This window comes from Acidobacteriota bacterium (genome assembly GCA_030774055.1).
GTDB lineage: Bacteria > Acidobacteriota > Terriglobia > Terriglobales > Acidobacteriaceae > JACPNR01.
The window spans coordinates 1-19,667 of sequence record JALYLW010000056.1 but is presented as its reverse complement, the minus strand read 5'-3'; the positions used below and the strand labels follow the sequence as shown (position 1 = coordinate 19,667).

Sequence of the window (19,667 nt, the reverse complement as noted above, 5' to 3'; positions counted from 1 at the left end):
GCCCGAAGGCGTGCGCCGTCGCGCCCGCGCGGCGATAGAAGACCTCGAAGGCGCCGGCGGAGAGCGCGGTGTTCAGCACCAGGAAAACGATGGCGGCATAGACGATGGCGATGGAAAAGCTCTTGAGAAATGAGGCGTTGAGCAGCTGGAACTCGCTGAGGAACGCGGCGTTGAAGCCGGTGACCAGGTCGTGTCCGGCGGAGGAGTTGCCGAGATAGTCCGCGATGGCCGCATGCATGGGCGCGGCAACGGCGGCGGCCAGCAGCAGATTCGCAGCAAAGAATATCCACACCATCCACGGATTGGCCGCGGCGGCTCGAAGCCCCGCGCGAATCGCTTGCCCTGCTGTCATCATCTCTCTTTCTCTCTGGCGCCACTACTCTCGCGCGACGCAATGCTTCACCGGTTCCCCGCCGGAATGACCATCTCCAAAACTACGAAAAATACGAGAACGCCAGCAACGCGTTCTGTATCCACACCACCCAACGCAGGTACCACTTATCGGCGGCGAGCTTGGTAGGCGGATCGAGCTGTGCGGTGTTATCGACGCGGTGGATCTCCAGACTCTTGAACAGCGAGTCGGGGTCGGCTTCGGCGCTCACGACTTTCTTCGCGTACTTGAACTTTTTCCAGCGATATTGATTCAGCCCGGCGGGCGCGCCGGCGGCGGGGAGCGTGGGATCGTTCACCGGCCATGTCTCGCGGACTTCGCTGCCATCCGCAAACTTCACGCGAATGATCACGGGGAAGACCATCTCGCCGAGGCGGCGGACAAGGACTTCCGACTCAGCCGCACCTTCGTTCTTGCCGTTCTTGCCGCTCTTTCCGTCCTTGCTCTCTGAGAGCATTGGTGGCGCAGACCCTGGCTGGCCGTTCTGATCGAAGTAGCCCTTCCTGGCAGGCGCGCGGTCGTTGGTGAACGAGACGGAGTAGTCCAACAGGTTCGTCCCATAGAGGGCCTGGTCGAAGAACCACGTCATGTCCTGGCCGGTGACTTCATTCACGGTTGCGACGAAGTCGAGCGCGTCGGGATGCTTGAAGCGCCAGCGCTGGTGATACGTCCGCATGACCCTCGGCCAGACCGGGCCGAGCAGTTTCTCGAGTGTGCGCAGCGTGACCTCGGGCTTGGAGTATGCCTGTGTGCCGTAGCTGGCACGGTTGAGCATGAGCCAGGGGTAACGCTCCATCGCGTCGGTCTTCGCGTTCGCGTAGTAGCTCTCCATCCGGCCATAGCGTTGCAGCCGCGGCACCCACTCCCAGTATTGACCGATGCCGATGGCCGGCTCGCCTGAGCCGGTGAAGAAACCGCTCAGGCTGTTGGTGCCGCGCATCATCCCGAACCATGGATAGCGCGGGACCGGCAGGCGCACCCACGGCGCCGCCGGAAACGGAACGCCGAAGAGAGTCTCGTAGGTATGGTTCGGTCCGTACTCCATCTCGAGGACTTTGCCGGTGGAGTAGGAGTTGAAGCCCTCGTCGAGCCAGGCTTCCTCCATCTCGTTGTTGCCGACGAGGTGGAACCAGAACTGGTGTCCGAACTCGTGGACGATCACGCCCTCGGGATCGAGCTGGTGCTCGGCCGGCCAGTAGTCGGTGCCCGCAGTGATGAAGGTGGGATATTCCATGCCGCCGGCGCCGTCGCCGCCGTAAGGCGGATCGATGACGGAGAGCACGTCGAAGGGATACTTGCCGTACATCAGCCCGAACCACTTGATGCCGGCGAACGCGGCGCGGAAATGCCGCTCGGTCTGCTCGGCGTGCTCGCGCTGGATGAATAGAGTGACCTGGACGTCTTGCAGGCGAACGTCATCGAGCGACGCGCCGGTCTTCTGCGACCATTCTTTCAGCTCCGCCGGCGAGACCTGCTGGTCAGCCTTGAACATGCGCACCAGCTTGAGCACCTGCGAGCGCGGCTGCGTGGTCCAGGCAAAGTCGAAGACGTCTTCCTGATAGTGGTTGTAGGTGGTGGTGCCGCCGGCATTGTCTTTCTTCGAGCGCTCGCTGCCGGTGGCGGCAAGCTCGAAATCCGAGGGCACGGTCAAGGAAACGTCGAAGGTGCCGTAGTCGGCAAAGAACTCGGTGGAGGTGTGGAACTGGTGGCAGTTCCATCCTCCCTTCGCGCGATGGCGCTCGCCGGCCGCCTCGTAGACGCCGGGCTTGGGAAACCACTGCGCGACGAGGAAGAAGTTGTCGTGGAATCCGGTGCGCGCGAAGACGCGCGGCAGCTTCGACGTCCACTCGATCTCGATGGAGACCGAACCGCCCGCGGGGATGGCTTTCGGCAACACGACTTGCAGCACCGTCTGGTCGAAAGGATTGCCGTCGTCGGGCTGGATGTAGCGCATCTGCGCGGTCAGGTCCTGACCATCGACCTTGAGGGAGTGGATCTGGACGTATCCCCAGGCCTGCGCGTCCCCGCTGAACGACACGCGGCGGCTCCTCCCGCCACCCTCGCGCATGAACGTGGAGTAGTTGTTCTTGAAGGCGTTGAGGTAGGTGTGGAATTGGAGGTCAGGGATGGCGTCGCTGGAATGGTTGCGCCACACGATGACTTCGTGGCCCTTGATGGTCTTTGCTTTGGCGTCGAGCCGCGCCTCGATCTTGTACTTCACGATCGGGTCGGGAATGAATCTGGCAAACGCGGGCAGCGAAAACAGGAGGAGCAGTGCAAGCAGCCGGCGAGCATTCATGGCGGGCCAAAGTTTTATCACAGGCGCGGAGAAAGGCCTACCGCGAGCGTTGTCTAGGCGGCGAGGCGGTCACTGCGACGGAGAGATGCTCAGCGGGTGTGGACTCGGCGCAGCCGAGTACCGAAAAAAGAAGACCCGGCGCGGCTTCTCCCCCGAGAATTTTGCGCCAGGTCCCTTTTGTTGTCCTCGAACTTTTTTGAGGACAAGACCGCTCATCTACCAGGGCCGACTTTTGGCGACGGACTCACCGTTGCTCTGTTCCAGGCCGCCACGCTATCAAGATGCGGCCTGCGCGTTATCTGGTCAATTAACTCCTGCGGTTCCTTGTTTACTGTTGAGATAACTGGCGCCGGTGGGACACGACAGGCGGGGATGCAACCAAGACTCGGGTATATACTTGGCCGGTTTTGGTGGCACGACTCCGGGCGGGGGTCCGGAGGGAAAGCAAGCGGGGCACCCTTTCATCTTTTATACCCGCTCCGCGATACGTGGTTCAGGTCTCGCGCGTCGCTCAGTCGCTCATATTCTTACGGCCCCGATCCCATAGTTTTCAGCGAGTGCGCCGGCCTGGCAGGAGGTCCTTTATGGACTTAGCCCTCATTCGTCTCTTCTTTATTGCGGTGCTGGCGCTCGCTTGCTATCTGTTGCAGCCCTTCGGACTAGAGAAGTGGCCGGCGGCATTAGTCGGCGCGCTCATCGGCACCGCCGTGGTCGCCTTCGAGATGCGCCTGCGCGCGGTCAGCCTGAAGCGGCTGATCGGCGCGGTGATCGGCTCGGTCACCGGCATCTTTGGCGCCTTTCTTTTTTCCGCGGTCCTGGGCAGCGCGATCGATCCCGGACACACGCGCAGCTTCCTGCAACTGCTGGTCATGCTGCTGATGGCCTACGTTGGCCTGGTGGTGGGCGCCAACAAGGGCGACCTGCTGAACCTCACGGCGCTGGGCGGGGTGTTCGGCGGCGAGAAGCAGGGCAAGAAGAGTTACAAGATCCTCGACACCAGCGTGATCATCGATGGACGCATCGCCGACATCGCGGAGACTGGCTTCCTCGATGGCGTCATCGTGACGCCGCAGTTCGTGCTGCGCGAGCTGCAACTGGTGGCCGATTCCGCCGACTCACTCAAGCGCAACCGCGGCCGGCGCGGGCTCGACATCCTGCAGCGCATCCAGAAGATCGCCAACCTCGACATCCAGATCGTGGAAGACGACTTTCCCGCCGTCCGTGAAGTCGACATGAAACTGATCGAGCTGGGCAAGAAATACTCCGCCAAGATCGTGACCAACGACTTCAACCTCAACAAGGTCGCGCAACTGCACGGTGTGGAAGTGCTGAACATCAACGAGCTGGCCAACGCGCTCAAGCCCATCGTGCTCCCGGGCGAGGTGATGAAGGTGTTCATCCTGAAAGAAGGCAAGGAGTACAACCAGGGCGTGGCCTATCTCGACGACGGAACCATGGTCGTGGTGGACAACGCGCGCAAGATGATCGGCAAGAACGTGGACATCTCGGTGACGTCGGTGCTGCAGACCACCGCCGGCAAGATGATCTTTGGCAAGTTCGACGAGCGCGGGCTGCCGCCGCGGCAGGAGCCGAAGCCCGATCCGCGCCCGCAGAAGCCGGTGATCATCGAGCGGCCGGCGAACGAGTAAGACCCGGCGCCTGTATACTTTTCGTCCCTTATGAAGGTTGTCGTCATTATTCCGGCTGCCGGACTTGGCACGCGCATGTCCGCGGCCGCCGCGAAGAAGGGCAAGAAGGCGCAGCTGCCGACCAAGCAGTTCGCCGAACTGGGCGGCGTTCCTATCCTCGTCCACACGCTGCGCAAGTTCCTGCAATCACCCCAGGTCGCGGAGATCTTCCTCGCGCTGCGCAAGCCGGAAGCCGAGCAGTTCAAGCTACAGCTCGAGAGAGAGTTGAAGGCCGCGGGCGCGGGCGGGAAGAAGCAGGTGCAGATCGTCGAGGGCGGCGAGCATCGCCAGCAATCGGTGGCGAACGCGCTCGCCCAGGTGAAGGCGGTGGCCGACGACATTGTGCTGGTGCACGATGCGGTGCGCCCGTTCGTGGACAACGACATCATCGCCAGCGTGATCGCGGGCGCACAGAAGCATGGCGCGGTGATCGCGGGCGTGCCTGCAGTCGACACCATCAAGCAGGTGGACCGCACCGCCGGAGGCGCGATCGTCGCTTCCACCATCCCGCGCGAGCGCGTGGTGCAGGCGCAGACGCCGCAGGGTTTCCGCTACGACGTGATCAAGAAAGCTTTTGACGAAGCCGAGGCGGCGGGCTTCCTCGGCACTGACGAAGCGTCGCTGGTCGAGCGCATGGGCCACAACGTCGCCGTGGTGATGGGCTCGCCCAAGAACATCAAGATCACCACGCCGGATGACTTGGAATTAGCCGAGTTCTTCATTGCCCAAGAAGACCGGCGGCGCGCGAGTCTGACAGGCTGATATGCGTATCGGTTACGGCTGGGATTCACACGAGTTCAAGAGGGGCATCCCGCTGATGGTCGGCGGGGTCGCGCTCGAGCACACGCACGGGCTCGCCGGGCACTCCGACGGCGACGTGCTGCTGCATGCCCTCACCGACGCCTTGCTCGGCGCCATCGCCGCCGGCGACATCGGGACATATTTCCCCTCGGATGACGCGCGCTGGAAGGGCGCCGACTCGGTCGTCTTTCTGCGCGCCGCGATGGAGCAGGTGCGCCGCGCCGGCTACATGATCGCGAATGTGGATTCCACACTCATCATGGCCGCGCCGAAAGTCTCGCCGCACGCGAAGAAGATCCAGGCACGGGTCGCCGAACTCTTGCGCATCGAGCCGAACTGCGTAGGGATCAAAGCCAAGACGCCCGAGGGCATGGGCACGGACAACGCCGCCATCGCACACGTCTCGGTGCTGCTGCTGCGCCGCGCCAGGAAGCCGCGAGCGCGCATGGCCGCCGCCGTCCACGCTAAACGTGGCGCCGAAGACTGAAACAACGATTAGCCCGAAGACGAGAACCACAAAGACAAGTTCCCCAGGAAGATCGCGATGAGAAAGCTGCTGGTTGTCCTGTCTCTTTCACTCTCCCTCTGCGCTGCATTCGCGCAAAAGAGCGCGCCCAAGCCGTCTGCGAAATCCGCCGCCGACTGGAGCACGCCGGCGGAGAAGTCCGGCTACCGCACCACGCCGCGCTACGACGAGACCATGGCGTACGTGAAGCGCGTGGCCGCCGCGGCGCCAAAGCAGGTAAAGCTCGAGAGTTTTGGCAAGACGCCCGAAGGCCGCGACTTGTGGGTCGCCGTGCTCTCAAAAGACGGCGTGTTCGATCCCGCGGCCGTCCGCCAGTCAGGACGCGCGGTGATGCTGATCCAGAACGCCATCCACGCCGGCGAGATGGACGGCAAAGACTCTTGTCTCGCGCTGCTGCGCGACATGGTGATCGCCAAGTCGGAAAGCAAGCTGCTTGATAGCGTCGTCGTGCTGATGATCCCCATCTACAACGCCGACGGCCACGAGCGCTTCGGCCCTTACAACCGCATCAATCAGAACGGTCCGGAAGAGATGGGCTGGCGCACGCAGTCGCAGAACCTGAACCTGAATCGCGACTACATGAAGGCCGACGCGCCCGAGACGCGTGCGCTGCTGCGCCTGTTCCAACGCTGGCTGCCGGATTTCTTCATCGACGACCACGTGACCGACGGCGCCGACTACCAGTACGACACCACGTACGCCATCGACGTTGGCCCCGACGTGGCGCCCGCGACGGCCGACTGGCTCGAACACCAGCTCAAGCCGTACATCGAGAAGTCGGTGAGCGACTCCGGACACGTGATCGGCGAATACGTGGGCGTGGGCGAATCGAATCCGCGGGCTGGCATTTCGGTGGGGCAGGATACGCCGCGCTTCTCCACCGGCTACATGGTCGTGCAGAACCGTCCTGGCCTGCTGGTCGAGATGCACATGCTCAAGGATTACAAGACGCGCGTCACCGGGAACTACGAGATCCTGCGCGCCATCCTCGAGGTGATGAACCGCGATGCGGCCAAGCTGGTCGCGATGAATCAGCAAGCCGACGAGGAAACGATCGCGCGTGGCCGCCAGGCGCAGACTGCGGTCTACGTTTCCGGTGCCGATCTGCGCAAGCCGGATGATTTTCCGCTGCGTCTTGCCCCGACGACAGACACCGAGACCTTCCACTTCCTTGGCTACAAGCGCGACACGAAGTCGAGCGAGGTCTCGGGCGGTCTGTGGAACGTCTATTCGCACGCGCCGGAGAACATCGACATCCCGCTCCACTCGAAGCTGAAGATGACGGTGGGTGTCGGCGTTCCGTGGGCGTACATCATCCCGGCGCAGTGGGAGAAAGTCATCGAGGTGCTGCGCACGCACGGCATCGCGATGCGCGCGACCACCGCCGCGTGGTCGGGCGAGGTGGAGACGTATCGCTGCAAGCCGAAGTGGGCGGAGCGTCCGTTTGAAGGACGCCACGTGCTTGGCGGCGGCAGCGAGTTCTCGCCCACGCCTCCGCCGGACTGCCGTGCGGTGAGAGAGAAGCTCGACTTCCCTGCCGGCTCGATGGTGGTGCCGACCGACCAGCGCGCCGCCAAGGTCGCTATCCACTGGCTCGAGCCGGCGGGGCCGGATTCAGCCGTCTATTGGGGATTGTTCGACGCCATCTTCGAGCAGAAAGAATACGGCGAGCCTTACGTGCTCGAGAAACTGGCGCGCGAGATGATGGCGAAAGATCCGAAGCTCAAAGCGGAGTTCGAGGAAAAGGTCGCGAGCGACAAGGATTTCGCGGCGAACGCCTACGGACGCCTCAACTGGTTCTACCAACGCTCGCCGTGGTGGGATCCGAAGTTGGGACTGTATCCGGTGGGCAGGGTGAGAACACTGGAAGGGATCCCGCTCGGGAAATAGGGGCTTGGTGTGGTTGCGGGCTTAGCTCCGGCCTACGCCCGCCGGCTTCTCGCCGCGCACTTGTTGTGCGAGCACGCGAACAACCACGCCATCGAACTGCAAGCCGCTCAACGATTCCAACTCTTCGAGCGCCTGTTGCGTGTTGCGCGTGGGCGCGTACGGGCGCTCGAGGGTCATGTTGGTAAAGACCTCGGCGGCGGCGATGATGCGCGCGCCCAGGGGAATGTCTTCGCCCTTCAATCCGTCGGGATAACCTTTGCCATCGAAGCGCTCGTGATGATGGCGGACGTACAGCACCAGGCGCGTGCTGCCCGGCATGGTGGCGACGATGCGTCCGCCAAGTTCGGCGTGCGTCTTGACCAGGTTGTATTCCTCCACCGAAAGCACGCCAGCCTTGTTGAGGATCTGCTCGGGGATGATGATCTTGCCGATGTCGTGGACGCGCGCGGCGAGAATGAGGTCGGCGACCTCTTCCGGCGACATCTTCATCTCGCGCCCGACGGACTCAGCATAGCGCGCCACCGATTCACCGTGTCCGCTGCAGTAGACCTCGCGCGCTTCGGCGGCGCGGGTTAGCGCCATCACCGCTTCGGTGAGTGCTTCGGCGTTGCGGCCGTCTTTCACCGCGTTGCCCAGCTTGATGAGGGTCTGCACCAGCTCATCCGCGGCGTCTGGGCTGGTGTGCTCGCGCCGCAGGAAGCCTTCTACGTAGCTGGTGACCAGCGCTTTCTGCTGCGCGACCGCTTCGCCTTCGTGGAACTCCTCGACGGTGGAAACGCGATTGCCTCCGGCACGTTTCGAGACGTACATGCCCGCATCCGCGACGCGAATGATGTCTTCGATGGTGGCGCCGTGCAGCGGGAAAGTAGCTACGCCGAAACTGCCCGTGACCTTGCGCTCGTTCAACATGGGATCGGTCGCGATCCAGAGCCGCAAGCGTTCTGCCAGTATCTGAGCCTGCTCGATCGAGGTTTCCGGCATCAGCACCACGAATTCATCGCCACCGTAGCGCGCGACCACGTTCGACTGGCGGACTCTCTGCTCCAGCAGGCGGCCGATGCGGGTGAGGACGAGGTCGCCTTCGAGGTGTCCCATGCCGTCGTTGACCTGTTTGAACTTGTCGAGGTCGATGAGCACCACCGAGAAAGGACGCCCGGAACGCGATGCGCGCTTCCACTCCGACAGCAACGCTTCCGAGAAGTAGCGCCGCGTCTTGATCCCGGTGAGCCCATCGGTGATGGCATGCTGCTGCATCTTCTGGAAGACGAAAGCGTTGTGCAGCGCGGTGGCCAGCAGGTCAGCAAAGGTCTTCAGGATCAGGACTTCCTGCTGCGCGAAGGCGTTCTCGCGCGCGCTCTCGATGTTGAGCACGCCGAGCAGCGTCTCACCGTAGGTGAGCGGCATGCAGAGCACAGAACGCGATTCCGGCATGATGCCCAGCAGGTGCGAGCTGCCGGTATTCTGCTCGAGCGCCATCTCGTTCGAGCGCGCCACGCGGCCCAGGATGCCCACGCCGAGCGGCACGCGCTTGCCCAGCGCCTTCGCCGTGGTGCCGGCCTCGGCCTTGATCTCGATCTCCTTGGTGCCGTAATCGAGGATGCCGATGCCGATGTGGTCGTAGTGAAAGTTCTGCTGGATCTCGCCCACGATCTCGGTGAGCATCTGCTCGGCGTCGTCGGTGGAGATCGCCGTTTTCGAGACGCTGTTGAGGAAGCTGAGATACTTGCCACGGCGCTGCTCTTCGGCGAAGAGACGCGCGTTCTCGATGGCGACAGCGAGCTGCCCGGCGGCGGTCTGCAGCACTTGCAGGTCGCGGTCGCCGAAAGCGTGCTCGCGCCGGTAGTTCAGCACCGCCATCACGCCTACGGCTTCGCTGCCGCGGAAGATGGGAACGCCGCAGAAACTCTTGCTCGGCCGGCCCATCGGCACGATGCCGATCGACCGCCGGACCCCATCCATATTTTCGCGCACCAGCAGCGGCTTGCCGCTGGTGATCACGTACTCACTGATGCCATTCCCCCACTTGCGCGAGCGCTTGGCGACCACGGCGCCGTCTTCCACCTCGAGCTCGAAGCGCACCTCTTCGCGGTCATGGAACGCGACGTAGAAGTTTTCCACGTCGAACAACTGTGAGAGGCCCTGGTAGATGCTCTGCAACACTTCGTCCGCGTCGAGCCGCGAGCTCACCGCCTGCCCGATCTGGGTAAGCATCTGGTACTCGCGGCTGCGGCGCTGCGACTCGCGCACCACCAGGTAGTGCTGCAACGTCATGGCGATCTGCGCGGCCAGCGCCTTTAGCAGCTTGAGGCGCGAAGCGGAAAGCGACGCGCGCCGGCCATGTGGAAAGATGAGCGCGCCGATCACGCGGTCGTTGGTGCGTAACCCGGCCACGGTGAAGGCGTCGATGCCATCGGCGCCAAAGGCGGTGCGGATGGGCAAGGCGTTGGCACGGCGATCGTCTGGCAACGATGCCAGTTGCTGATCGAGATCGAGCACCAGGGCCACACCGCCGGCCGCCGCTGCGACTTCGGCAAAACAATCCGCGCCGCCCTGGCGCTCGATGACCTCGGCGACATTGCGCGAGACGCCGCGCGCCACGGTGGGGAAAACGTCGCGCAGATCCTGGCGGATGCAGATCATGCCGCGCTCCAGGCCGAGTAGCGCGATCAGGCGGTCGAGCAGCTTTTGCAGATGCGGGGCAGCGTCCTCGGCCTCGATCGGCTCTTCCATGGCAGCGTCGAGCCGCGAGAACGCGAGCAGGTTCTCCTGCACGTTGCTACGCTCGTTCTCGAACAGCACCATCACCATGGCGATGCCGAGCAGCATCAGCGGCACCGGGCCCAGCACATGTCCGGCTGCGGTGAGCGCCGGATGCGCTTCGAAGAACTCGTGGAACTGGATGAGCGAGACCAGCGTGGCCCAGAACCAGAGCGCGAACGCCAGGATGCGGTAGCTGAACATTTCTTTCCTGCCACCCGCGATCCAGAAACGGATGCCGCTGTAGATCAGCAGGGCCGAGACGCCGATGGCGACGTGGACGTGGGGAAAGGCCGGGTTGGCGAGCAATGGGGTGCGTCCCCATTTGGCGTCGTAGAACGACCACGCGACCAGCGCCGCGCCGACCAGCAGATAGCGGCCGCGCGGGTGGAAACCTTCATCCACCAGGTCGGTAGAGATGAGGATGCAGAGCGCCGTGAACACGAACAGGAGCCAGCTCAGCCACCCCAGCCACCAGGCGTCATGCACTTCGAAGCGGAAGGCGACCAAGCCGAAGCGCAGCGCATACGCGCCCAAAGCGATCTGCCAGGCGCGGAAGTATGCCTCCGGGGCCTGGCGATGGAGGTAGCTAAACACTCCCAGGAGCAGCAGCGCGATGGCGCCGGGAAGCACAACAGTTCCGATGAGGTCACTACCCATGTAATGAAGGGTCCTATGGTGGCGGCTCGCGTGGGAGAGACGCGGCTGCCGACCGACGATCGTGCCCTGGGGAGGTGCAAACTATAGGCAAATAAGGGTGTTTCGTCAATCAGGCGAAATGCTGGGAAGCAGCCTTCCGGCGCCGCCTTGACGCTTGCTTTCACCGGCCCGTAACATCGAGAACGTCGGGGTTTTCGCGCAAAGTTTTGCGCGTGTTTTGCGCTATGTTTTGCGCGTATTCTCGCGCGTGAATCTCCGGCAACGGTTCGCCCGCAGTCGTGCCCACCCCAGGCCCGTTCCCTGCATGAGTGCATCTGGCAAAATCCGCGTCCGTTTTGCGCCCTCGCCCACCGGCTTCCTGCACGTGGGGAGCGCGCGGACGTTCATCTTCAACTGGCTCTTCGCGCGCCACGCCGGTGGCATCATGATCCTGCGGCTCGACGATACCGACGTCGAACGCAACACCGACGCCAGCGTGGAATCCATCTTCGAGGGGCTGAAGTGGCTCGGACTCGATTGGCAGGAGGAGTATCGCCAGTCCGACCGGCTGGCGCTGCATCGCGAGATGGCGCAGAAGATATTCGAGAAAGGCATGGCGTATCGCGACTTCACCCCGGCGAGCGCCGGTGAAGGCGAGCGCGACCGCTCGGCCGGACCGTGGCTGTTCAACGCCGAGATGCGCGGACTTTCGCGCGAGGAAAGCGACCGTCGCGCCGGTGCGGGCGAGCCGTTCGCGCTGCGCTTTCGGGTTCCGCGAGACGGAGAGGAGACGATTCGGTTCACCGACGCCGTCTATGGCGAACAGGCCAAGTCCACAGCCGATATCGAAGACTTCGCGCTGCTGCGCTCCGACGCCGGGGCCCCCAACCGGCCCGCTTCTGGCCTGGTGGGGTGGGGCGGCATGCCCACGTACCACATGGCATCGTGCGCCGACGACGCGGACATGCACATCTCGCACATCATCCGCGGACAAGACCACCTGCCCAACACCTTCAAGCACATCCTGATCTTTCGGGCGCTTGGCTCGGAACCTGCGCAATTCGCGCACCTGCCGCTCTTGGTCGCGCCCGATGGCGCGAAGCTCTCGAAGCGCAAGCATGGCTCCGTCGTCAGCGTGACCACATACCGCGACGCCGGCTTCCTGCCGCAAGCCTTCATCAACTTCCTCTGCCTGCTGGGGTGGTCGCCGAAGGACGACCGTGAGTTCATGTCGCTCGACGAGCTCACGCAAGCGTTCACGCTCGAGAACATCAACCGCGCGAACGCGGTGGTGAACTTCAAGGAGCCGGCCGCCACGTCGCCCGCAGTTCATTCTGAAGACCAGTTCGACCCCAAGGCGGTCTGGCTGAACGCGAAGTACATCCAGGCCATGCCGGTGGATGAGCTGGCGGAGCGGCTGCTGGCCATCGTTACTTCAAAAACGACGCGGGGGGCGGGCTACGACGTTGACCTCGGGAAGATGAAGCTGATCACGCCGCTCATCCGCGAGCGCATCCGGCTGCTCTCGGACGTGCTGACGGTCGCAGATTTCTTCTTCCGCAAAGACCTTGCCCCGTATGACACTGCTCTGCTCGTCCCGCAGAAGGGCGACCTCGCGATGGCGAAGAAGGTCCTGGAGAAGGCGCGCGAGGTGCTCGCGCAGACCGAGTTCGCGCACGATCTGCTGGATCAGGCGCTGCGCGCCGCGGCGCAGGAGTTGGGCGTGAAGGCAGGACAGATGTTCACGCCTATCCGCGTTGCTGTCACCGGACGCACAGCGTCACCGGGATTGTTCGAGACGCTGACGGTGCTGGGGCGTGAGGTGACGCTGGAGCGCATCGAAAAGGCGCTGGAAAGATTGCCGAAGGAATCACCGCAGGTGAAATGACCGATCCCATCAAACCCGCGACCGAGACGCCGGCCGCCGAGCCGAAGCCCTCGAACTTCATTCGCGACATCATCATCCGCGATCTCGAAGCGAAGAAGTTTGGCGAGGCCGCCATCCAGACGCGCTTTCCTCCCGAGCCCAACGGATATCTCCACATCGGGCACGCCAAGGCCATCTGCCTGGACTTTGGGCTCGCCGACGAATTCGGCGGCAAGACCAACCTGCGCTTCGACGACACCAATCCGGAAAAAGAAGAGCAGGAGTACGTGGACTCGATCATGGCCGATGTTCGCTGGCTCGGCTTCGAGTGGGAGGGCTTGTTCTACGCCTCCGACTACTTCGGCCAGCTGCATGACTGGGCGGTGGAGCTCATCAAGAAGGGCAAAGCCTACGTGGACGACCTTACCGCCGGCCAGATCCGCGAGTATCGTGGGACGCTGACTTCGTCCGGAACGAACAGCCCGTATCGCGACCGGCCGGTCGCAGAGAACCTCGACCTGTTCGAACGCATGCGCAAGGGCGAGTTCCCCAACGGCGCGAAGGTGCTGCGCGCCAAGATCGACATGGCCGCGCCCAACATCAACCTGCGCGACCCGGTGATGTACCGTATCCTGCACGCCGAGCATCATCGGACGGGCACGAAGTGGTGCATCTATCCGATGTACGACTACGCGCACGGGCAGTCCGATTCGCTCGAGCGTGTGACGCATTCGATGTGTACGCTCGAGTTTGCCGACCATCAGCCGCTCTACCGGTGGTACATCGAGCAGCTCGGCATCTTCCCTGCGCAGCAGATCGAGTTCGACCGGCTGAACCTCACCTACACGCTGCTCAGCAAGCGCAAGCTGCTGCAGCTGGTGCAGGAGAAGCGCGTCACCGGCTGGGATGATCCGCGCATGCCCACGCTGAGCGGCATCCGCCGGCGCGGCTACACGCCGGAGGCCGTCCGCACGTTCGTGGGCGCGGTCGGCGTCTCGCGAACGAACGGCACCACGGACTTCGCCATGCTCGAGCACTTCGTCCGCGAAGACCTGAACCAGCGCGCGCGGCGGGCGATGGCGGTGCTGCTTCCACTGAAGCTGGTCATCGACAATTATCCCGAGGGCCAGGTCGAGGAGATGGACGCGGTCAACAATCCCGAAGACGCCGCTGCCGGGTCGCGCAAAGTGCCATTCGCGCGCGAGCTCTACATCGAGCAAGACGATTTCAAAGAAGACCCGCCCAAGGGCTACTACCGCCTCTCTCCCGGACGCGAGGTGCGCCTGCGCTATGGATATTTCGTCACCGCGACCAGCGTGGTGAAGAATGCGCAAGGCGAGGTGGTCGAAGTCCACGCAACCTACGATCCGGCGACGCGCGGCGGCAACAATCCGCCCGACGGACGCAAGGTGAAGGCGACCATCCATTGGGTGTCGGCACAGCACGCGGTCGGGGCTGAGGTCGAAGTTCGGCTCTACGACAAGCTCTTCACCAAGCCTGATCCAAACCAGGTCGAGGAAGGCCAGGACTTCACCGCGAATCTGAATCCGCAGTCGCTCGAGGTCGTCTCCGGCGCCAAGCTCGAGCCCGCGCTCGCGGGCGCGAAGCCGGGTGAGCGCTTCCAGTTCGAGCGCCTGGGATACTTCTGCGTGGACCCCGAAACAAAGCCCGGTAAGCTGGTGTTCAATCGTACGGTGGCGCTGAAAGACAGTTGGGCGAAGGCGGAGAAGCGCAACCAGTAAACCAAAACAGGAGGAGGGGAGGAGAGGAGGTTTTTCTTTTTCTTCACTTAGAAATATAGAAACCTCCCTTCCTTCCTATCCTCACTGTTTTCATTTTCGTGAGCGGTGTAGAGTCTGCTTAGCGAGGAGGGCTTATGTCTCGCTCTCTCGGATTCATCGGACTGATCATCGTGGTGGCCCTCGGCGCGGTGATCTACATGAAGCAGGTGCAGAGCGCTTCATCGCCGGCGGCGCAGGCCGAAGGCGCCGGTGGCAGCCCGCACTCCACCATCGACGTCGCCGGCATCAAGAACGACCTGCTCTCCATCGCGCAGGCGGAGCGGGCGCACATGGCGTCGCAGGGAAGGTACGCCTCGCTCGACGAGCTCGTGTCCGCCGGTGAGTTGAGCATGGTGAAGACGCGCCGGCTGGGCTGGACGTTCTCTACCGACATCGGCGAGCTCAACTTCAAGGTGATGGCAACATACTCCGGCGCGGCGCCGGCAGGCACGCCAACGCGCTTCGTCGTGGATGAGACGATGGCGGTGCGAAGCGAGTAGGTTCTTGCCGGGACTCTTTCCCGGACTAGCGGTGGATGTGCGGGCTCTGCGGCGGATTCTTCTGCGTGGACTTCGGACCCGACTGCACCACAGCATCGCGCGATATCTGCGGCTTCCCCACCACCACGTTGAAGACGATGGGCAGCGTCTTGGGCGGGAAGCAGGCTTTGTCATTGCAGGCTTGATATTTCAGCTCGCCATGGACGGTGTACGGTCCCGTGGTCGCCGAGCGCGACGCGCTGACCTGCGCCGTGATGCGAAAGTCGCCGGAGTAGACGCTCAGCTTGTCCTTGGGCGAGAAGGCGAGCGCCAGCTCTTCGCCTGCGGGATACGCGACTCTGCCGACCATGAGGTCGGTGGGCGGCATGAAGCGGATCTTCGTGGGAATAAGGAACTCCGACTTCGGCGCGCTCGAGTTCACGTGCATCCCTCGCTGCACGCGGAAGTCGAGCTCGAGGATGGCCGGCTTGCCGGCCGCGACGGCCAGCTTCTTCGCCGGCGCCATGGAGATGAAGTGGTCATTGGATGGGGGAGCGACGCCAGGCGCGAGCGACTGCGCGGCGGCGAGCGCCGCCCCGCCGAGCGCCGCCCCGCCGAGCACCCCAAAAACCAGTGCCATCCCGAGCTGGAGCGCCCGCAGTTTCACGGTGTCGCCGTTCCCTTGGTCGCTAAGGCCTTCTTGATATTGTCTTCGATCTCGCTCTTGCTCACCAGTCCCACCACCTTGTCGATGATCTTGCCGTCGCGTCCGATGTAGATGGTGGTGGGCAGGAACTGCGCGCCATACGCGTCGCCGATGGCGTTCCCGCCTTGCAGGATGGTGTAATCCGCGCCTGTCTCCCTGGCGAACTGGCGGATCGTGTCTTCACTGGCGTCGTCCTGGGCCACGCCCACGACTTCGAGACCCTGCGGCCCGTATTGCTTCTGCAGCTCGGCGAACCACGGCATCTCGATCTTGCACGGCCCGCACCACGTCGCCCAGAAATTCAGCACCACGGCCTTGCCGCGATAGCCGGAGAGCTTTACCGGCTTGCCCTGGCTGTCGCTGAGCGACTTGAGCTGGAAGTCAGGTGCAACCGCGCCCTTCACGTCCGCGGGCAGGGTCGCGGCCTGCGGCGCCAGCCCGAAGCTGGACTGCCGCGCCATGCGACGGCCCATCACGAGCATGCCGGCGACGGTGAGGATCACGACGACCATCACGATGGAGTTGCGCTTCACAGAAACTTCTCCGTTAGCGTCCGGAAGATGGGAACCTTGTTGAGCCACACATTCAACAGCCCGAACTTGCCGTAGAACACTAGCACGCCGAGGCAGATAAGCAGCACACCGCTCGCCACCTCGACCTTATGCAGATGCACGCGGAACTTGCCGTAGAAGTGCATGAACCAATCGACGGCCAGCGCGGTGATCAGGAACGGCACGGCGAGGCCGAGCGAGTATACGGCGAGCAGCATGATGCCCCGGGCCACGGTCTCCTGGTCGGCGGCGAACTTCAATACGGCGGCAAGGATGGGGCCGATGCAGGGGCTCCATCCGAAGGCGAAGGCGAAGCCGAGCAGGAACGAGCCCGCGGGCGAAGGCTCGGTCTTCACGCTGTTCAGGCGGGCATCGCGATAGAGGAAGGGGATGCGCAGCAGGCCGGTGAGGTGCAATCCGAAAAGGATGATGACCACGCCGGCAACGTAGAGGATCCATTCCTTGTAGCGTCCGAGGACTTGTCCGATGCCGGTGGCGGCCGCGCCAAAGGCGATGAACACCACGCTAAATCCGAGGACGAAGAGGATGGCGTGCAGCAGCACCTTGCGCTTCAGCGACTTGTTGCCCGCCTGCAACTCTTCCACGCTCACTCCGGAGATGAGCGAGATGTATCCGGGCACCAGCGGCAACACGCAGGGCGAGAGGAACGAAAGCACTCCGGCAAGGAAGGCCGCGATCGGCAATGGCAGGCTGTGCATGGGCTCTTCTTATTCTAACAACCGGCGAGCGTTTCCCCTGTGGGCACAGGGGGGTACGAAGGTGCACTAGCAATAGATTCGGCGCGGCGACGAAAGTCACTTTACCTTCGGCCTGGGCGTCTGGCCGCCGGGCTTCAGGAAGCGAAGACAGGAAGTGCCTGAGGAAAAGTATTTACTCATCGCGCAATTGCAACCACACGTCACTCGGGCTATGCTGCGCTCAGTTCCGCTACCGACCTCATGGCAAATTTCTTCGAGCCGCCTCGTTACATCGCGCTGGAAGGCCCCATCCGAGTCGGCAAGAGCACTTTGGCGAGGATCATCGCCGAACGGCTGAACGCGCAGCGCGTCACCGAGCCGGAAGACAATCCTTTCCTCAACGCTTTTTACGACGACCAGCCCGGTGCGGCTTTCCAGGCGCAGTTCTCGTTCCTCATCCAGCGCTTCGAGCAGTTGCGCGCGCTCGAGGTCGGACCGAACACGCGCAAGACGGTGGTCGCCGACTACATCATCGAAAAAGACAAGCTCTTCGCCAACATCAACCTCTCCGATGAAGAGCTGCGCGTTTACGACCAGTACTACAAGTACTTCCGCTCGCAGTTGCCCACGCCCGACCTGGTCATCTACCTGCAAGCCACGCCCGAGGTGCTGAAAAAGCGCCTGAAGAAGAAGGGCGCGCCCGGCGAGGTCGCCATCTCCGACGATTACATCGAAGAAGTCTCGCGCGCCTACGAGCATTTCTTCTTTCACTACACCTCGAGCGACCTGCTCATCGTGAACACCTCGGAGATCGATTTTGTCGACCGCCACGAAGACCTGCAAGAGCTGCTGCGGCGCGTCTCCGAACCGATCAAGGGGACGCAGTACTTCCTGCCGCTCGGTGCCGACGCCGCCAGCGCTTAAGGGCGATGGCAAAGGCGAAGTTGTTCTGATTCCAAAACAGTCCTGCCTTTCCCTGCGTTCTCAGCGTCGTCTGCGGTAAAAGGGTTCTCGAATGCCATCGCCCGAGAAGCTCGCAAGCGCGATCCAGGACTTCCTTGGCGAAGCTCCCGCCGCCGTGGTGCGCGAGGAGGGCGAGATCACCTTCGACTTTTCCAGTGCGCGCTACAGCGTCTCTGCCGAACACGGCAAATGCGTGCTGCACCTGTGGTCGGGGGAGCGCAATGCGGTGCGGCGCGTAGTGGAAGCCGAACAGAAAGACCGCGTGTTGCGGCTCACGGTGCAGCGTTTCGGCCAGTCCAAGCCGGCGAAGCTCGAGATCTGCCGGGACCGCGACCATCGCACGCCGACGGCGAAGAAATCCGCGCGCACCGCCTACAAGCGCCTGCTCGAGCGCACCCTGGAAAATGCTTTTCCAGACATGAAGCCGGAGCGGCTCACCTCCGCCATGGACTTGGAGAAGTCTTTCGGGCCCGTCTACACGCGCGGCCTGCTGCGCCGCGGCAATTCGGCGTTCGCGGTGCTGGGCGTGAACACCCAGGAAACGCAGGCATCCGTGGACGCCGCGCTGACCTTCGGCCTGCTCTGGCTCGACGATTGCCGCCGCCGCGATGCGGCGAAGCGCGTGGTCGAAGGCCTGAAGCTATTCGTGCCGCCGCGCACCTCGGGGATCGTGCGCGAGCGCATGGCCCACCTCGACCACGACGCAGCGAAGTTCGCGCTTTATGAGTTGAACGAGCGCGAGCTGTCGGTGGAAGAGATCGATGGACGCGATCGTGGGAATGTAGCAACGCGATTGGTGCGCGCGCCCGACGAATCCGCCGCCCGCGAACGCTTCCACGAGCAGACGGAGCGCGTCCGCGGAATCGTCCCTGAGGCCGAGGCGGTGGTGCTGAACGGCACGGAGATGGCTTACCGCCTGCACGGCCTCGAGTTTGCGCGCGCGCGCATCGCGGCCATGCCAGGCTCGTTCCAGAATGCCGCCGAGCTCAGCTTCGGCCCGCCGCCGCAGGAGACCCTGCTGACTGACGACACTGCCGCCGACTTCAAACGCTTCGCGCGCATGTTGGCCATGGCGCGCGTGGCGCACGCCGACCGCACGAACCCGCTCTACCGCATGCATCCGGAACGCTGGCTGGAATCGCTGGTCGCGCGCGACTTGGCTAAGCTCGATGGGCGGCTGCTCTCCGCGCCGGTGTATTCACAGGTGCCGGCATTCTCGGCCAGCGATCGCGCGATGATCGACGTGCTCGGTGTGACGCACGAGAACCGCCTCGCCGTGATCGAACTCAAGGCCGATGAAGACATCCACCTGCCGCTGCAGGGGCTCGACTACTGGGCACGCGTGCAGTGGCACCACCAGCGCGGTGAGTTTCGCAAGTTCGGCTACTTCCCGGCGCTGGAAGGAAGGCGCGAACTCTCGCCCGACCCGCCACTGCTGCTACTGGTGGCGCCAGCGCTGCGTGTGCATCCCGCGACCGACACGCTGCTGCGCTACATCTCTCCCGAGATCGATTGCGAGCTGCTGGGCATCGACGAGCGCTGGCGTGACGAGCTCAAGGTGGTCTTCCGGAAGCGGACACAACGTATGTGGCCCGGGCGCGGCGCGGCCGCGCCTTAGACAAGCCGACCCG

At 63.4% G+C, this 19,667-nt stretch carries 15 protein-coding genes; 9 read left to right on the top strand and 6 right to left on the bottom strand.

Features of this window, described 5'->3' with window-relative positions; translation table 11 throughout:
* Window positions 1-355, bottom strand: a 355-nt coding sequence (locus tag M3P27_04595; GenBank protein MDP9267591.1) for a hypothetical protein, incomplete at its 3' end; no start/stop codon positions are given.
* A gap of 79 nt (window positions 356-434) precedes the next feature.
* Window positions 435-2,690, bottom strand: a complete 2,256-nt coding sequence (locus tag M3P27_04590) for a M1 family metallopeptidase (protein ID MDP9267590.1) — start codon at window positions 2,688-2,690, stop codon at window positions 435-437.
* Window positions 2,691-3,274: 584 nt separating this feature from the next.
* Between M3P27_04590 and M3P27_04585 the strand changes: the two genes are divergently transcribed.
* Genes M3P27_04585 through M3P27_04570 form a run of 4 tightly spaced genes read left to right on the top strand, consistent with a single transcriptional unit; the run spans window position 3,275 to window position 7,595 of the window.
* Window positions 3,275-4,339, top strand: a complete 1,065-nt coding sequence (locus M3P27_04585; protein MDP9267589.1) for a TRAM domain-containing protein — start codon at window positions 3,275-3,277, stop codon at window positions 4,337-4,339.
* A 30-nt stretch (window positions 4,340-4,369) separates the two neighbouring features.
* Window positions 4,370-5,140 (top strand): 2-C-methyl-D-erythritol 4-phosphate cytidylyltransferase, encoded by a 771-nt coding sequence (gene ispD, locus M3P27_04580; protein MDP9267588.1) that lies wholly within the window; start codon window positions 4,370-4,372, stop codon window positions 5,138-5,140.
* A 1-nt stretch (window position 5,141) separates the two neighbouring features.
* Window positions 5,142-5,666, top strand: coding sequence for a 2-C-methyl-D-erythritol 2,4-cyclodiphosphate synthase (ispF, locus tag M3P27_04575; GenBank protein ID MDP9267587.1), 525 nt, complete (start codon window positions 5,142-5,144; stop codon window positions 5,664-5,666).
* 57 nt (window positions 5,667-5,723) lie between these two features.
* The gene (locus tag M3P27_04570) at window positions 5,724-7,595 is read left to right on the top strand and encodes a M14 family metallopeptidase (GenBank protein ID MDP9267586.1); all 1,872 of its coding nucleotides are present in this window, start codon (window positions 5,724-5,726) and stop codon (window positions 7,593-7,595) included.
* A gap of 21 nt (window positions 7,596-7,616) precedes the next feature.
* On the opposite strand, the gene M3P27_04565 is transcribed toward M3P27_04570, so the two are convergent.
* On the bottom strand, window positions 7,617-11,012 hold the full coding sequence (locus M3P27_04565) for a diguanylate cyclase (protein MDP9267585.1): 3,396 nt from the start codon (window positions 11,010-11,012) through the stop codon (window positions 7,617-7,619).
* 304 nt (window positions 11,013-11,316) lie between these two features.
* Between M3P27_04565 and gltX the strand changes: the two genes are divergently transcribed.
* The 3 genes from gltX to M3P27_04550 all read left to right on the top strand — a co-directional run bounded on the left by gltX (window position 11,317) and on the right by M3P27_04550 (window position 15,139).
* Window positions 11,317-12,879: a glutamate--tRNA ligase gene (gene gltX, locus M3P27_04560; GenBank protein ID MDP9267584.1), complete on the top strand. Its 1,563-nt coding sequence runs from the start codon at window positions 11,317-11,319 to the stop codon at window positions 12,877-12,879.
* Window positions 12,876-14,600 carry a glutamine--tRNA ligase/YqeY domain fusion protein gene (locus M3P27_04555; GenBank protein MDP9267583.1) on the top strand — a complete coding sequence of 575 codons (1,725 nt, stop codon included), beginning with the start codon at window positions 12,876-12,878 and terminating at the stop codon, window positions 14,598-14,600. The genes gltX and M3P27_04555 overlap by 4 nt, the downstream gene beginning before the upstream one ends.
* 134 nt (window positions 14,601-14,734) lie before the next feature.
* Window positions 14,735-15,139, top strand: a complete 405-nt coding sequence (locus M3P27_04550) for a hypothetical protein (protein ID MDP9267582.1) — start codon at window positions 14,735-14,737, stop codon at window positions 15,137-15,139.
* Between the two features lie 25 nt (window positions 15,140-15,164).
* Here M3P27_04550 and M3P27_04545 read toward each other — a convergent pair whose 3' ends face one another.
* From M3P27_04545 to M3P27_04535, 3 genes are read right to left on the bottom strand one after another with little or no spacing between them, the layout of a single operon-like run.
* A complete protein-coding gene (locus tag M3P27_04545) occupies window positions 15,165-15,758 on the bottom strand; it encodes a protein-disulfide reductase DsbD N-terminal domain-containing protein (protein ID MDP9267581.1) in 594 nt (197 codons plus the stop codon).
* A 23-nt stretch (window positions 15,759-15,781) separates the two neighbouring features.
* Window positions 15,782-16,357: a TlpA family protein disulfide reductase gene (locus tag M3P27_04540; GenBank protein ID MDP9267580.1), complete on the bottom strand. Its 576-nt coding sequence runs from the start codon at window positions 16,355-16,357 to the stop codon at window positions 15,782-15,784.
* Window positions 16,354-17,094 carry a cytochrome c biogenesis protein CcdA gene (locus M3P27_04535; GenBank protein ID MDP9267579.1) on the bottom strand — a complete coding sequence of 247 codons (741 nt, stop codon included), beginning with the start codon at window positions 17,092-17,094 and terminating at the stop codon, window positions 16,354-16,356. The genes M3P27_04540 and M3P27_04535 overlap by 4 nt, the downstream gene beginning before the upstream one ends.
* 240 nt (window positions 17,095-17,334) lie before the next feature.
* On the opposite strand from M3P27_04535, the gene M3P27_04530 reads away from it, so the two are divergent.
* Window positions 17,335-17,997: a deoxynucleoside kinase gene (locus tag M3P27_04530; GenBank protein ID MDP9267578.1), complete on the top strand. Its 663-nt coding sequence runs from the start codon at window positions 17,335-17,337 to the stop codon at window positions 17,995-17,997.
* Between the two features lie 91 nt (window positions 17,998-18,088).
* Window positions 18,089-19,654 (top strand): hypothetical protein, encoded by a 1,566-nt coding sequence (locus tag M3P27_04525; GenBank protein MDP9267577.1) that lies wholly within the window; start codon window positions 18,089-18,091, stop codon window positions 19,652-19,654.
* Window positions 19,655-19,667: the final 13 nt, after the last annotated feature.

What these genes read in the sequence shown, in the direction of transcription:
- M3P27_04590 (MDP9267590.1), bottom strand. Translation starts at nt 2,690, where the DNA reads ATGAATGCTCGCCGGCTGCTTGCACTGCTCCTCCTGTTTTCGCTGCCC.
- ispD (MDP9267588.1), top strand. Translation starts at nt 4,370, where the DNA reads ATGAAGGTTGTCGTCATTATTCCGGCTGCCGGACTTGGCACGCGCATG.
- M3P27_04530 (MDP9267578.1), top strand. Translation starts at nt 17,335, where the DNA reads ATGGCAAATTTCTTCGAGCCGCCTCGTTACATCGCGCTGGAAGGCCCC.
- M3P27_04550 (MDP9267582.1), top strand. Translation starts at nt 14,735, where the DNA reads ATGTCTCGCTCTCTCGGATTCATCGGACTGATCATCGTGGTGGCCCTC.
- M3P27_04525 (MDP9267577.1), top strand. Translation starts at nt 18,089, where the DNA reads ATGCCATCGCCCGAGAAGCTCGCAAGCGCGATCCAGGACTTCCTTGGC.
- M3P27_04555 (MDP9267583.1), top strand. Translation starts at nt 12,876, where the DNA reads ATGACCGATCCCATCAAACCCGCGACCGAGACGCCGGCCGCCGAGCCG.
- M3P27_04585 (MDP9267589.1), top strand. Translation starts at nt 3,275, where the DNA reads ATGGACTTAGCCCTCATTCGTCTCTTCTTTATTGCGGTGCTGGCGCTC.
- ispF (MDP9267587.1), top strand. Translation starts at nt 5,142, where the DNA reads ATGCGTATCGGTTACGGCTGGGATTCACACGAGTTCAAGAGGGGCATC.
- M3P27_04565 (MDP9267585.1), bottom strand. Translation starts at nt 11,012, where the DNA reads ATGGGTAGTGACCTCATCGGAACTGTTGTGCTTCCCGGCGCCATCGCG.
- M3P27_04570 (MDP9267586.1), top strand. Translation starts at nt 5,724, where the DNA reads ATGAGAAAGCTGCTGGTTGTCCTGTCTCTTTCACTCTCCCTCTGCGCT.
- M3P27_04545 (MDP9267581.1), bottom strand. Translation starts at nt 15,758, where the DNA reads ATGGCACTGGTTTTTGGGGTGCTCGGCGGGGCGGCGCTCGGCGGGGCG.
- gltX (MDP9267584.1), top strand. Translation starts at nt 11,317, where the DNA reads ATGAGTGCATCTGGCAAAATCCGCGTCCGTTTTGCGCCCTCGCCCACC.
- M3P27_04535 (MDP9267579.1), bottom strand. Translation starts at nt 17,094, where the DNA reads ATGCACAGCCTGCCATTGCCGATCGCGGCCTTCCTTGCCGGAGTGCTT.